12 protein-coding genes are annotated in these 12,688 nt (G+C 62.4%); 6 read left to right on the top strand and 6 right to left on the bottom strand.

The window, feature by feature from the left end; genetic code table 11:
* The first annotated feature begins 34 nt into the window (after positions 1 to 34).
* The gene (locus FHY55_RS03115) at positions 35 to 2,344 is read left to right on the top strand and encodes an ATP-binding protein (protein ID WP_140012795.1); all 2,310 of its coding nucleotides are present in this window, start codon (positions 35 to 37) and stop codon (positions 2,342 to 2,344) included.
* Between the two features lie 34 nt (positions 2,345 to 2,378).
* Here the strand turns inward: FHY55_RS03115 and yaaA are convergent, their stop codons facing one another.
* The 3 genes from yaaA to FHY55_RS03100 all read right to left on the bottom strand — a co-directional run bounded on the left by yaaA (position 2,379) and on the right by FHY55_RS03100 (position 5,646).
* A complete protein-coding gene (gene yaaA, locus FHY55_RS03110) occupies positions 2,379 to 3,155 on the bottom strand; it encodes a peroxide stress protein YaaA (RefSeq protein WP_140012794.1) in 777 nt (258 codons plus the stop codon).
* Positions 3,156 to 3,254: 99 nt separating this feature from the next.
* A complete protein-coding gene (recQ, locus tag FHY55_RS03105) occupies positions 3,255 to 5,312 on the bottom strand; it encodes a DNA helicase RecQ (RefSeq protein ID WP_140012793.1) in 2,058 nt (685 codons plus the stop codon).
* 43 nt (positions 5,313 to 5,355) lie between these two features.
* Complete coding sequence (locus FHY55_RS03100) at positions 5,356 to 5,646, bottom strand: YggT family protein (protein ID WP_140012792.1); 291 nt, start codon at positions 5,644 to 5,646, stop codon at positions 5,356 to 5,358.
* 121 nt (positions 5,647 to 5,767) lie between these two features.
* Between FHY55_RS03100 and FHY55_RS03095 the strand changes: the two genes are divergently transcribed.
* Positions 5,768 to 6,307 (top strand): acyl-CoA thioesterase, encoded by a 540-nt coding sequence (locus FHY55_RS03095; RefSeq protein WP_140012791.1) that lies wholly within the window; start codon positions 5,768 to 5,770, stop codon positions 6,305 to 6,307.
* 35 nt (positions 6,308 to 6,342) lie between these two features.
* Here FHY55_RS03095 and FHY55_RS03090 read toward each other — a convergent pair whose 3' ends face one another.
* Both FHY55_RS03090 and FHY55_RS03085 read right to left on the bottom strand, forming a co-directional pair.
* Positions 6,343 to 7,710 carry a mechanosensitive ion channel family protein gene (locus tag FHY55_RS03090; protein ID WP_140012790.1) on the bottom strand — a complete coding sequence of 456 codons (1,368 nt, stop codon included), beginning with the start codon at positions 7,708 to 7,710 and terminating at the stop codon, positions 6,343 to 6,345.
* Positions 7,711 to 7,788: 78 nt separating this feature from the next.
* The gene (locus tag FHY55_RS03085) at positions 7,789 to 8,349 is read right to left on the bottom strand and encodes a hypothetical protein (protein ID WP_140012789.1); all 561 of its coding nucleotides are present in this window, start codon (positions 8,347 to 8,349) and stop codon (positions 7,789 to 7,791) included.
* A 73-nt stretch (positions 8,350 to 8,422) separates the two neighbouring features.
* Here FHY55_RS03085 and FHY55_RS03080 point away from each other — a divergent pair, with 73 nt between their 5' ends.
* The 4 genes from FHY55_RS03080 to leuD all read left to right on the top strand — a co-directional run bounded on the left by FHY55_RS03080 (position 8,423) and on the right by leuD (position 11,366).
* The gene (locus FHY55_RS03080; RefSeq protein ID WP_140012788.1) at positions 8,423 to 8,953 is read left to right on the top strand and encodes a DUF2975 domain-containing protein; all 531 of its coding nucleotides are present in this window, start codon (positions 8,423 to 8,425) and stop codon (positions 8,951 to 8,953) included.
* Positions 8,953 to 9,162 (top strand): helix-turn-helix transcriptional regulator, encoded by a 210-nt coding sequence (locus tag FHY55_RS03075; RefSeq protein ID WP_140012787.1) that lies wholly within the window; start codon positions 8,953 to 8,955, stop codon positions 9,160 to 9,162. Before FHY55_RS03080 ends, FHY55_RS03075 begins: the two co-directional genes overlap by 1 nt.
* A 192-nt stretch (positions 9,163 to 9,354) precedes the next feature.
* The gene (gene leuC, locus FHY55_RS03065) at positions 9,355 to 10,761 is read left to right on the top strand and encodes a 3-isopropylmalate dehydratase large subunit (protein WP_140012786.1); all 1,407 of its coding nucleotides are present in this window, start codon (positions 9,355 to 9,357) and stop codon (positions 10,759 to 10,761) included.
* Entirely contained in the window at positions 10,761 to 11,366 is a 606-nt protein-coding gene (leuD, locus tag FHY55_RS03060; RefSeq protein ID WP_140012785.1) for a 3-isopropylmalate dehydratase small subunit, read from the top strand. The genes leuC and leuD overlap by 1 nt, the downstream gene beginning before the upstream one ends.
* Before the next feature lie 66 nt (positions 11,367 to 11,432).
* Here leuD and FHY55_RS03055 read toward each other — a convergent pair whose 3' ends face one another.
* Positions 11,433 to 12,632 carry a hypothetical protein gene (locus FHY55_RS03055; protein WP_140012784.1) on the bottom strand — a complete coding sequence of 400 codons (1,200 nt, stop codon included), beginning with the start codon at positions 12,630 to 12,632 and terminating at the stop codon, positions 11,433 to 11,435.
* Between the last annotated feature and the right edge of the window lie 56 nt (positions 12,633 to 12,688).

The raw sequence follows: 12,688 nt of genomic DNA, 5'->3' as shown, positions 1-12,688 counted from the left end.
TTCCCAAGGCCGCCTGAGCGATGGGGAGCGTGTGATGTCATTGACAGACAAGCTAGCGAGAGAAAGGCGCGGCCGCCTTGCCGCCGAGCGGATGCTTGAGTTGAAGAGCCGGGAGCTGATGGCAGCAAACCGGAAGCTCTCGGATCACGCTCTCAAACTTTCCGATACCATCATCGCACAGCGCGAAGTTGTGGCCACCACCCGGGCACAGGCCCACGCGCTGAAGGAAGAAGCCGAAACCATGAAGGGCGTGGCGCAGGAAACCCGCGCCAACCTCGTGAAGGCCGAAAAGGCGGTGACGATTGCTGAGCGGCGGCTGTGGGATTCTGTCGAAACGATCACTGACAACTTCGCCGTATTTGACGCGGAAGACAGGCTGGTCGCCGCAAATGCCGCCTGGCTGAACCTGTTTGACGGCCTTGAAGATGCGCGCCCGGGCCTGACCTACATGGATATGTTGCGCCTGATGATGGAGGAGGGGCTGGTGGACCCGGGCGAAAAGCCGCCCGGCGACTGGATCATCGAGATGCTTGATCGCTGGGACACACCCGAGATTCCCGACATTACAATTCGCACATGGGACGGGCGGCACATGCGCCTGCATGACCGCCGCAGCGCCAATGGCGACATGGTCTGCCTTGGTATCGACGTCACGGGCGAAATGCGGCGCCAGAAGGAACTGCGAGAGGCCCGCGACGCTGCAGAAGCCGCGACCCGGGCAAAGTCTGCCTTCTTGGCAAAGATGAGCCACGAGTTGCGCACCCCGATGAACGGTGTTGTCGGCATGGCTGATCTTCTTCTGGATACGGATGTGGATGAAGAGCAGGCGCTGTTCATCCGCACCATCCGCAACTCAGGCGAGGCGCTGTTGGAAATTATCAACGATGTGCTGGATTTCTCCCGCGCCGAGGCCGAGAAGATGGAACTGTTCCCCGAGTCGTTCGACCTTGAAGGGATGCTATGCGAGGTGATCACCCTGTCGCTTCCCGTCGCAAGAGACCGGGGGCTGGATCTGCTGCTCGACTACGCACCTGACGCGCCGGTGATAGTTACGGCAGACCCAAAACGGCTGCGGCAGGTCGTGGTGAACCTGCTGGGCAATGCAATCAAGTTTACTGAAAAAGGCTATGTGCGCATTGGCGTGCGGGCGGCACCTCCAAGGCAGGACGGCCAGCACTGGGGCTTGCAGATTGCGGTGGAAGACACCGGCATTGGTATTCCCGAAGACATGCGCAGCCACATCTTTGGCCAATTCAATCAAGTCCAGGACGAGAAGAACCGCCGTTTTGAGGGCACCGGGCTTGGGCTGGCCATTACCCGTCAGCTGGTAGAGCTGATGGGCGGGCAGATTGGCCTCGTCACCGAAACGGGCCGCGGCACAACATTTACTGTCGATCTCTCGCTCGAAGCCGAAGCGCCAGCTTTCGGGTTAACGCCGTGGCCGGCAGACGCAGGCCCACGCATCGTGGTCGCCACCGCCTCCCGGGCCGGCGTTCGCATGGCTAAGAACAGATCGGCCATGACCGGGATGGAGATCGAGGTGGCACGATCGCCCGATGTGTTGCGCAGCATTCTGGCAGAGGGTGCCGAACCAGATATGGTTGCAATCGACAGTGACTTTTGTGACAGCGACCCGGCCGCCCTTGTGCGGGAAATGCGCGGGATGTGCCCTCGCAGCCAGTTTCTTTGCGTGGTCCGGCAGGGTCAACAAGGCGTGCGGACAGCGCTTGCGGGCAGCGGTGTCGATCACGTGCTGCACTATCCCTATCGCAATGCCGAAATCGCCGAAATCTATGCCGCCCTAAGCGAACCACCGCTCCGTTTCGCGCCTGAGGCGCCGCCGGAAGAAGAGAACGCCAATGCGCCGTGCAGCAGTGATCCAACGCCCCCCCGTGCGCCTGCGAAGGTGATGCGAATTCTGGCCGCGGAAGACAATAAGACCAACCGGTTCGTCTTCTCCAAAATGCTGAAGAGTCTTTCGGTAGATCTGATCTTCGCGGAAAATGGGCGGCAAGCGGTAGAGCTTTATAAATCAGAGCGTCCCGACCTTGTTTTCATGGATATCTCGATGCCCGAGATGGACGGGAAGGCCGCCACCCGGGCGATCCGAGACTTGGAAGATGCGCAGGGCTGGCATCGTGTTCCAGTTGTAGCAATGACGGCCCACGCCCTTGCAGGGGATAGCGACGATATCTTGGCCGCGGGCCTTGATCACTATCTCACAAAACCTCTGAAGAAGCAGCTGATCCACGAGCAAATTGCCATCCATGCGCCCGCTGGCGTTGAGCCGTTTGACCCTCCACTGACCGCTAGCGAAGCGGTTGAGGGTGCCATGGCCGGCTAAAGTCCAGGAGGTGAAACGCTGCGACAGGTTGGGGTCAGGCCGTCGTATCGGGTCGCGAGAAGGTGGGGGCACCCGGCTCGGACAGGTCGGGGCGGAAGCGATAGCCGCCGGTATCAAACCCCTCAAGCGCAGAGGGATCCATCAGACGATGACGAATGACAAAACGAGCCATGGCACCGCGCGCCTGCTTGGCAAAGAAGCTCACTTGTTTGGGGCCGCCCGGCTTTTCTTCAAGAAACCGCGGGGTGACAACGCGAAGCCCGTTTAGTGCCGAGGCGTCCACCGCGCCGAAGTATTCCTGACTGGCGCAGTTGACCAACGTATCGGTGCCAAGCGCGCTGGCCTGAGCCGACAGCTGCTGCGCGAGGCGATCACCCCAATAGTCATAGAGGTTGGCCGACCGGCCGACTTTCAGCTTGGATCCCATTTCCAGCCGGTAGGGTTGAATCCCGTCAAGTGGGCGCAGCAGGCCATAGAGGCCGGAGAGTATGCGCAGGTGCTCCTGCGCCCAATCCATCTCATCAGGATCTAGCGATGCGGCCTCAAGCCCGGTGTAGGTGTCGCCCGCAAAAGCCAGCGCTGCAGGCCGGGTCGCTTCCGCCTCGGGTTCCGGCGCATAGGCCCGGAACCGCTCTTGGGTCAACTTGGCGAGATCGGGCGAGAGACCCATCAATTTTTGCAGATCAGCACGCGACAGTTTCGCCCCGGCCCGAGCCAGCTTTGCGGCATCGTCAGGGAAGGCCAGAGAGGACTGGGCTAGATCGCGCGGCTGCCAGTCGAGCCGCTTGGCGGGGGATATGACAAAAAGCATGAGAGGGCTTTTAGCGGCTGGTGCGAAGGAGGGAAACAGGCGGTAACACTGCGGACCCGTTGTGATCCGCCCAGCACCTGCGATGCAGTCGAAGAGCAGCTACTCTGAAGCCATCACAGCCAGAAACGCCCGGCCAAATCGCTCGACGTGACGCTCGGTCATGCCCTGCACCCGCGCGATTTGTTCAATCCCGGCAGGCTGCGCCTTGACGATGCGCCGAAGCAGCGCCGTATCACAGGACAGTGGCTTCTCGGTGCCATCCTCGCCCCGATACAATTGCTGAGCCGCCGCTTGGAGTCGATCAAACGCATCACCCTGCCCACGCGCCGCCAGCTCGCGCCGGGCCGGGTGCATCTGCGGCGCATCCTGCCCCGTCAGCACAGCAAGGAAGTCGGCGCCGTAGCGCTCCAGCTTCTTGGCCCCGATGCCGCTCACCTGCGCCATCTGGTCAAGCGTTTCAGGCCGCTTCTCGACCATTTCAATCAGCGTCCGATCAGGAAACACCACATAGGCGGGCACGCGCTGCGCCTCGGCCAATGCTCGGCGCTTGGCCTTAAGGGCGGAGAGCAGCGGCGCGTCCTCCTCGCTCACCAGCGCCTTCACCGCCGGGCGGCGCGACGTGTCGGCCCGAGTCAGCGAGTCGCGACGCAGTGTGATTGTGGCCTCGCCCCGCAAGATTGGTCGTGCCGATTCTGTCATCCGCAGCGCACCGTGGCGCTCGGGGTCCGGGCGCATCAGGTCGAGCCCCATCATCTGCCGAAACACCGCCTGCCAGACCTTGCGATTGTGCTTGGTGCCGACGCCAAAGGTGGGGAGGTCCGCGTGGCCGCGTTGACGAACCTTGTCGGTTTCGATGCCCAGCAGAATGTCGATCAGGTGCCCAGCGCCAAACCATTCGCCGGTACGCAGGGCGGCAGAGAGCGCCATGCGGACGGCTTCGGTGCCATCAAACACCTCCGGCGGCTTTTCGCAAAGGTCGCAATTCCCGCAATCGCCGCTCTCTTCGCCGAAGTATCCTAGCAGCAGCTTGCGGCGGCATCCCTGCGCCTCTGCCAGCCCCAGAAGCGCGTTGAGCCTGCCATGGTCCGCCACGCGGCGCTCCGGGGGAGCGAGGGATTCATCCACCTGAGACCGGCGCAGGCGGATATCATCGGGGCCATATAGTGTGAGCGTATCGGCGGGCAGGCCATCGCGCCCGGCGCGACCAATTTCCTGATAATAGCTTTCGATCGACTTGGGCAGGTCCGCGTGGAGCACCCAGCGGATATCCGGCTTATCTACCCCCATGCCAAAAGCGACCGTGGCCACCACAATCAGCCCATCCTCGGCCTGAAAGCGGCGCTCGACCTCGCGGCGCGGCTCAGCCTCCATCCCGGCATGATAGGCCACGGCCGTGTGACCCTCCGCGGCCAGGGCGGCGGCGATGCTCTCGGTGCGCGCACGCGTGCCACAATAAATTATGCCTGCCTGACCGCGCCGAGCGGCGGCGAAGGCGAGCATCTGGTTGCGCGGCTTGTCCTTGGCTTCGAAGGCGAGGCGGATGTTGGGCCGATCGAAGCCACGCAGGAAGGCGCGGGGGGCTTTGCCTCCGAAGAGCCGGGTGACGATCTCTTCCTGCGTTTCAGCATCCGCCGTGGCGGTGAAGGCGGCGAGCGGCACGCCCATGCGAGCGCAAAGCGGGCCAATTTCGAGGTAGTCAGGGCGAAAATCGTGGCCCCACTGGCTGACGCAGTGAGCCTCGTCGACGGCGATCAGCTGCACGCCCGCCCGGCGCAGCAAGCGTTCGGTGCCCGAAGAGCGCAGCCGTTCTGGCGCCATGTAAAGTATCTTGAGGCTGCCCGCGTCGATGGCGGCAAACACCGCATCTGTCTCTTCTTCGGTGTTGGCCGAGCAAAGCGCACCGGCCTCCACCCCGAGGCCACGCAACGCCGCCACCTGATCGCGCATCAGGGCGATCAGCGGTGACACAACCAGCGTCGCCCCCTCGCGGCACAGCGCGGGAAGCTGGTAGCAGAGCGATTTGCCACCGCCGGTGGGCATAATCGCGAGGGTTGGCTCCCCAGCGAGCACCGCGCTGACGATCTCCTCCTGCCCAGGCCGAAACTCGGGGAACCCGAAGACAGAGTGCAGAAGATCTGAAGGGGAGGCAGAGGGCATGGCGTCCCATACCCTTGTCACCGCACGGGACTCAAGCGGCCAGTCAGACCAACTGCTGAAACACGCCCGGCAGGATGATGTTGCGAAGCGCGATTACGATGATGAAGGCAATCAGCGGCGCAAGGTCTAGTGCGCCTGTGTCGGGCAGCACCCGGCGGATTGGGCGGTATACTGGCTCAAGCAGCCGGTTGAGACCATCCCAGAGCTGATACACCAACGGCTGACGCAGGTTGAGGATCTGGAAGGAAATCAGCCAGCTCATGATGACGTGGGCCAACATGATGAAAAAGACGACCCCGAGGATCAGGTCGAGCACTTGATAGAGCATCAGCATGGGCGGGTTCCTCTTTATGGGCCGCGACAGAGGTATTCATGGGCGCGCAAGGTTGCAACCGGGTTAAACGTGCCGTGACGTCGCGGTTGACGCTGGCGTTCGGCAGCGCAGTTTGCGCGGCATGTATCCATTTGTCCGTATGGCCAAGGAGCTTTGGCTCGCAGGCCGCCAGCCCGCCCTGCCCCTGACCGGCACCCACATCAGCCACCATCGCTGCTGGCCGTGGGATCTGGATTTCTGGATGGAGTTGAACAACGGGCGCACCCTTACGCTTTATGACCTTGGCCGCATCCCTTTGGCGCGGCGCACCGGGCTGGTGACTGTGCTGCGCAAAAAGCGCTGGGGCCTGACCATCGCCGGGTCGGTGGTGCGCTACCGCAAACGGATCACCGCGTTTCAACGGTTTGCCACCCACAGCCGGATGATCGGGTGGGACCATCGCTTTGTTTATATCGAGCAGAGTATGTGGCGCGGCGACACGTGCTGCGGCCAAGCGGTATTTCGCGGTGCGGTCACCGGGCCAAAGGGCATCGTGCCGCCGCAGGAAATACTGGCGGAATTGGACGTGGCAGCAGTGCCTGAAATGGCTCTCCCCGATTGGGTAAAGGCCTGGATCGCGGCAGAAGATGCCCGGCCATGGCCACCGGAGCGCACTGCGTGACGCATAGGATAGTGGGCAAGTTGCCCACCCCATGCTCAGTCTGCCTTGCCCGCCGCCTCCCTTGCCACCGCATCGGCGGGCTGTGACGGGTCTTCATCTTCCAGCATCCGCACTTCGCGCTGGGGGAAGGGGATGGAAATGTTGTGTTCCTTAAAGCCATCCCAGAGCGCCAGATAGACATTGCCCCGGATGTTGGTCAGTCCGCCTGTCGGGTCTTCGATCCAGAAGCGTAGGATGTAGTCCACCGAACTGTCCCCGAAGCCGACGATATGGCACACGGGCGGGCGCCAGCTGAGCACGCGGTCCACCGATTTCGCGGCCTCGATGGCAATGCGGCGGACCTCGTGCGGATCATCGTGATATGCGGTGCCAAAAAAGATATCGAGCCTTACAAAATCGTTGGAATGCGACCAGTTCACCACCTGTTGGGTGATCAGGTCTTCATTCGGGATCAGATATTCCTTGCCATTGCGCGTGGTAATCGAAACGTAGCGCGCGCCCAGCGAATTGATCCAACCGAAGGTTTCACCCACGGTAATCACGTCACCCGGCTTGATTGACTTGTCGAGCAAGATGATGACGCCCGACACGAGGTTGGAGACCACCTTTTGCAGGCCGAAACCAAGGCCGATACCAATGGCGCCCGAAAGCACGGCAAAGCCGGTGAGGTCGAAGCCTACGGCCTTGAGACCGAGGAAAAAGGCAGCCCCAAAAAGAACGATTTGCAAGACCTTGATGATCAGTTCCTGCATCGAGGGCGAGATGTCTTTGTTCGTGCGGATCTTGCCCTGCGCGGCCTTCAGGATGATGCGGGCGAAGAAGAACAGCAGCCCGGTGATGATGAGCGCCTGCAACAGGCCAAGGATGGACAGGCGGAACTCGCCCACCTCGAAGGCGACGCTGTCGAGCACCGTTTCAGTGCTCGACCAGAGGCCTAGGAAATAGAGCGTCACCCAGATCCAAGCGCCCCAACGCACCAGCCTTTGCAAGAAGGTGTTGCGGATGAAACGTGTCGTAAGGCTGATGAGCAGCCAAGCGGTGGCGATTGTGGCAGCGATGCTGACGATGTAGCTGCGCGATGGCCATGTGACCTGCTGCATCACTGCCACCGTGCCCCAAGTCGCAAGGACGAAGAAGATCAACGTCAACCGGTTGTGAATGATCAGAAGCAGCCGCAGCTGCCACTTGGGCCGGCCTTCCAGCGAGCGCATCCAGGCTTTCATGCGGGGCGAGAGCCAGACCCGCAGGAGGAAGGCCAAGACGACGAGAGCAACGATGATGCCGAGTTGGTAGAGCCGCCACGGCTGGAGCATCGTCGTCAACAGCGCCTCGGCCCGCCCCAGCAGGCCGGTCACTTCGCTGTGCAGTTGCCCCAGTTGCAGCGACTGTTGTTCGGGATCCATTGTGCTCCGCCCTTCGTTGCCATGGTTGCATGGCGTCCGTCGATCGGGCAAGTGCCCGCGATCCCCGGGCTTTTCACTTCAGCGTGGCTTGGGCGGTGCAGTGGTGCAGGGCCCGATGGCGGTGCCGGTGCCTGCTGCTTTTGCGAGGTCAGCCACCGTCAGCCCGCGGATCAGCGGCAAGAAGCTCGCGCCGCCGTCGAGGCTAACGTCGGCAGAGATGGGGGCCTCCGGATCTGGGCCAGACCTTGCCCCGGTGCTCCTGCTGCATCCGGTGAGGCTGAGCGACAATGCGCCAGAGGACTGGTCAGGCGCCTCTCGCTTCCAACGAGCTGCCCGGTCCTGGGCCTCGCGCATGGTTGCGATATCCGGTTCGGACAGGCGCCACAGGGTGCCGCTCGGCTCCAACTCAAAGGTTTCGGCCAAACGTTCGCCGGTGTCTTTGCGAATGGCGGAGATGGACAACACCGCCCCGCCCGGCTGGATCGCAAGCCCCTCCGGCAGGCGCAGCCGCGCCGCAATGGCCGCAGGGTCGGCGGTGAGCGGATCGAGCCGTGAGAGGCGCGCGGCGGTGACGGGGTTAAGGGTGGTGCAAGCCGCGAGGGACGCGGCGAGGCAGATCACAGTGAGAAGGCGCTTCATCTGGATTCTCCTTGATTCGAGATATTTTTAATGTATTACGATAAACATTAGATGTGAAAAGGGGTATTTTCAGGTGAGCAACACTCTCTCTGTTAGCCGTTGGGCCGCTGTGCTCCGCGTTCTGACATTCATCGCGATGGGCATCCTGATAGCCGCGCTCGTCTTCGCCATTGTATGGGCTGCATTGCCTGCCGAGCTGCGCCGCGCAGCGGGGATTGAGCCGGGAGTGGAGCTTTCGCCGCTGCACAGGGCGAGCGTGGCAGCGCTCGGCGCCCTACCTTCCCTCGCCCTGCTCTACGTCCTGCGTGAGATGGCGCGGCTGTTCGGGCGCTACGCGCAGGGTGAAACGCTAACCCACCACTGTGCTGCTCATATCCTGCGGATCGGCACCGGCCTGCTGGTGGCAGTGGCGTTAGAGCTTCTGGCCCGCCCACTTCAAACCACGCTGGCCAGCCTCGCCAACCCACCGGGCGAACGGGTGCTGGCCATCTCGCTGGAGGGCGCCGATCTTGGGCAGGTGCTTGCCGGCGGGCTGATGGTGGTGATCGGCTGGGCCATGCGCGAGGCTGCCGTGGTGGCGGAAGAGAACAGGGGCTTCATCTGATGGAAATCGTAGTGCGGCTCGACGTGATGTTGGCCCTGCGCAAAATGAAGAGCCGGGAACTGGCCGAGCGGGTTGGCATCACCGAGCAAAACATCAGCCTGCTGAAATCGGGCAAGGTAAAAGGCATCCGCTTCGAAACGCTCGCGCGCATCTGTGAGGTGCTCGACTGCCAGCCGGGCGACTTGCTGGAGGCGGTCGCAACACCGTGAGTCCTCTTGCCGCAGGGCGCGGGCAGGTGTATCTCCCGGCCCATGACGCAGGTTTTCGATATGGACGACCGGGCCCGCCTGCCGTGGCGGTTCTTTGGCGCGACCCTGACGATTCTCGCCTCGCTATGAGGCGTGGCGCCCTCTGTGCGCCCTCCACAGTCGAACCCCCACGCACATCAAGGGAGAGGACCAATGTCCCCCAAGACACTCTATGACAAGATATGGGATGCCCATCTGGCCCATGAGGCCGAGGATGGCACCTGCCTGCTCTACATCGACCGGCACCTGGTGCACGAGGTCACCAGCCCGCAGGCCTTTGAAGGGCTTCGCATGGCTGGCCGCAAGGTGCACGCGCCCGACAAGACCATCGCCGTGCCCGATCACAACGTGCCAACCACCGAAGGCCGCGATGACCCCGCGCAGATGACCGAGGACAGCCGCATTCAGGTGGATGCGCTCGACAAGAACGCCAAGGAGTTTGGCGTACACTACTACCCCGTCAGCGACGTGCGGCAGGGTATCGTGCATATCGTCGGCCCCGAGCAGGGCTGGACCCTTCCGGGGATGACGGTGGTTTGTGGTGACAGCCACACGGCGACCCACGGCGCCTTCGGGGCGCTGGCCCACGGGATCGGCACCTCCGAGGTGGAGCATGTTCTGGCCACGCAGACGCTGATCCAGAAGAAATCCAAGAACATGAAGGTGGAGATCACCGGCAAGCTGCGCCCCGGCGTGACCGCCAAGGACATCACCCTGTCGGTGATCGGCGAGACCGGCACCGCCGGCGGCACCGGCTACGTGATCGAATACTGCGGCGAGGCGATCCGCGACCTTTCGATGGAAGGCCGCATGACGGTTTGCAACATGGCGATCGAGGGCGGCGCGCGCGCCGGCTTGATCGCGCCCGACGAGACCACCTACGAATACGTCAAAGGCCGCCCGCATGCGCCGAAGGGTGCCCAATGGGCGGCCGCGCTGGACTGGTGGAAGACCCTCTATTCCGATGATGACGCGGCATGGGACAAGGTGATCACCATCAAGGGCGAAGACATCGCCCCGGTCGTCACATGGGGTACCTCGCCCGAAGACGTTCTGCCAATCACAGAGGTCGTGCCAGACCCGTCCAGCTTTTCTGGCGGCAAGGTCGAGGCAGCAAAGCGCTCGATCGAATACATGGGCCTCACGCCCGGCCAGAAGCTGAGCGATATCGAGATCGACACCGTTTTCATCGGCTCCTGCACCAACGGGCGGATCGAAGACCTGCGGGCAGCAGCTGCCATCCTCAAGGGCAAGAAGATCAAGGACGGGATGCGTGCCATGATCGTGCCCGGCTCGGGCCTTGTGCGCGCACAGGCCGAGGAAGAGGGGCTGGCGGAAATCTTCAAGGAGGCCGGGTTTGAGTGGCGCCTTGCGGGCTGCTCGATGTGCCTCGCGATGAACCCCGACCAACTGGCCGAGGGCGAGCGCTGTGCTTCCACCTCGAACCGTAACTTCGAGGGGCGGCAGGGCTACAAGGGCCGCACCCATCTGGTGAGCCCGGCCATGGCGGCCGCGGCGGCGGTCACCGGAAAGCTGACTGACGTGCGGGAGATGATGTAATGGAAAAATTCGACAAGCTCACCGGCATCGCGGCGCCCATGCCGCTGGTGAATATCGACACCGACATGATCATCCCCAAGGTCTTCCTGAAGACGATCAAGCGGTCGGGCCTCGGGGTAAACCTCTTCGACGAGATGCGCTATGACCGACAGGGCAACGAGATCGAAGATTTCGTGCTGAACAAGCCGGCCTACCGCGACGCCAAGATCATCGTGGCGGGCGACAACTTCGGCTGTGGCTCGTCGCGCGAGCACGCCCCCTGGGCGCTGGCCGACTTTGGCATTCGCTGCGTGATCTCCACCAGCTTTGCCGACATCTTCTATAACAACTGCTTCAAGAACGGGATCTTGCCCATCGTTCTGCCACAGGAAGACGTCGACAAGCTGATGGACGACGCCGAGCGCGGGGCCAATGCGGTAGTGACGGTTGACCTTGAGAAGCAGGAGATCACCGGACCGGATGGCGGCACGGTGACCTTCGAATTGGATGCCTTCAAGAAGCATTGCCTGCTGAACGGGCTGGATGACATCGGCCTGACGCTTGAGAAGGCAGCAAGCATCGAAAGCTTCGAAGAGAAGGCCGCACAGGCGCGGCCCTGGGTCTGACGAGCCGGCACAGATACGAGAAAGGGGGCCTTTTGGGCCCCCTTTCTTTTTGTCTTGCGGCTCGGGTCAGGCGACCAGTGCAACCGGGGTCTTCTCGCCACCGAAGTGCTTGGCATTGAGCTTGAGCACGAGGGCGATGGTGGCGACCTGCAGGATCAACGCCGGTACGGTGGCCGCCCAATAGACGGCCGAGAACTTTTCGATCACGCCCGAGCCGACGAGGCCCTTGTTCACGAAGAATTGGAGCATCACCGAGAGCGCGACGCCGGGACAAACCAGCGCGTAGCTAACGGGCGAGCGCTCGGGGCCAGAAACGAAGCGGCCGAAATAGCCGTGCCCTTTGAGCACGACCCAGCCAAAGAGCGCGGTGATGAGTTGCAGCGCCAGCAGGGGCAGCAGCAGAAGGAAGCTGGAAGCCGGGCCGCTGTGCACATCGAAGTGGACGTGCAGACCATGGGCCTGCCGCAACCAGGCAATGGCGATGACCGTCAGCAGCGGGATGGCGACCCAGAGAGTGGGCGCGGCCTCGGCGTTGGTGCCATGCTCCATCATCGCGCGCATGCCGAGCAGGAACGTGACCGCAGCGATGACGATGGCTAAGAGGATAAAGAAGCTCGACAGCATCAGCGAAATCGCAACCGTGGCCTTGACCGCGCTCATCGCAGCGGGGGCGGCGAGCCCGACGCCGATCATGGCGAAGGCGAAGCCCGGAAGCTTCTGTGCAAAGCTGTTGTTGGCGGCGCAATCGAAGCCGCCCTTGGTCAGCCTTTCGGAAAGGAAGGCGCCGTAGAGCTTGAGCCCGTAGATGCCGATGGCCAAGAAGGCCAGCATGGCGAGCGGGAAGAGATATTCAACCACCGACCAGAGACCAGGCACAAATACCAGGCCGAGGATGAAGCTGCCGTTCACTGCCATGGCCAGCGCCAGAGGCACCGCCATGAGTTGGGTTCCCGCGTTGGAGTGCAGCAACTTGGAATAGGCCTCTGTGCGGCGGAATTGGGCGAGGGTGCGCAGGTTCCAGATCAGCAGTTTGAACATTTGGAACGCGAAGATGGCGATTCCCACCCACGCGGTGACGATCATCGCCTGCTCAATCGGAGTGCCTGTGGCGAAGGCCGCCATGATATCTTCGAACACCGGCACCGACTGGCCGGGGTGCGGCACCCAAAACATGAGGTAGAGGAAGAAGGTTACGGTTAGGCCGCCAGCGCCGAGAGCGGCAAGGAAATAGAGGGGCACATAGCCCGTGCGGGACTGGGTTTGCATGTCGGGTCTCCTTAAACGAGTTTCCCGATTTATACATTCATATTCATGAATGTGAT

Source organism: Oceanicola sp. D3 (genome assembly GCF_006351965.1).
Taxonomy (GTDB): domain Bacteria; phylum Pseudomonadota; class Alphaproteobacteria; order Rhodobacterales; family Rhodobacteraceae; genus Vannielia.
The sequence above is the reverse complement of the archived record's forward strand: the minus strand, read 5'-3'. Positions and strand labels throughout refer to the sequence as shown.

Excerpts from the sequence above, each read along its gene's own strand:
- FHY55_RS03115 (WP_140012795.1), top strand. The coding sequence starts at position 35 with ATGTCATTGACAGACAAGCTAGCGAGAGAAAGGCGCGGCCGCCTTGCC.
- yaaA (WP_140012794.1), bottom strand. The coding sequence starts at position 3,155 with ATGCTTTTTGTCATATCCCCCGCCAAGCGGCTCGACTGGCAGCCGCGC.
- recQ (WP_140012793.1), bottom strand. The coding sequence starts at position 5,312 with ATGCCCTCTGCCTCCCCTTCAGATCTTCTGCACTCTGTCTTCGGGTTC.
- FHY55_RS03100 (WP_140012792.1), bottom strand. The coding sequence starts at position 5,646 with ATGCTGATGCTCTATCAAGTGCTCGACCTGATCCTCGGGGTCGTCTTT.
- FHY55_RS03095 (WP_140012791.1), top strand. The coding sequence starts at position 5,768 with ATGTATCCATTTGTCCGTATGGCCAAGGAGCTTTGGCTCGCAGGCCGC.
- FHY55_RS03090 (WP_140012790.1), bottom strand. The coding sequence starts at position 7,710 with ATGGATCCCGAACAACAGTCGCTGCAACTGGGGCAACTGCACAGCGAA.
- FHY55_RS03085 (WP_140012789.1), bottom strand. The coding sequence starts at position 8,349 with ATGAAGCGCCTTCTCACTGTGATCTGCCTCGCCGCGTCCCTCGCGGCT.
- FHY55_RS03075 (WP_140012787.1), top strand. The coding sequence starts at position 8,953 with ATGGAAATCGTAGTGCGGCTCGACGTGATGTTGGCCCTGCGCAAAATG.
- leuC (WP_140012786.1), top strand. The coding sequence starts at position 9,355 with ATGTCCCCCAAGACACTCTATGACAAGATATGGGATGCCCATCTGGCC.
- leuD (WP_140012785.1), top strand. The coding sequence starts at position 10,761 with ATGGAAAAATTCGACAAGCTCACCGGCATCGCGGCGCCCATGCCGCTG.
- FHY55_RS03055 (WP_140012784.1), bottom strand. The coding sequence starts at position 12,632 with ATGCAAACCCAGTCCCGCACGGGCTATGTGCCCCTCTATTTCCTTGCC.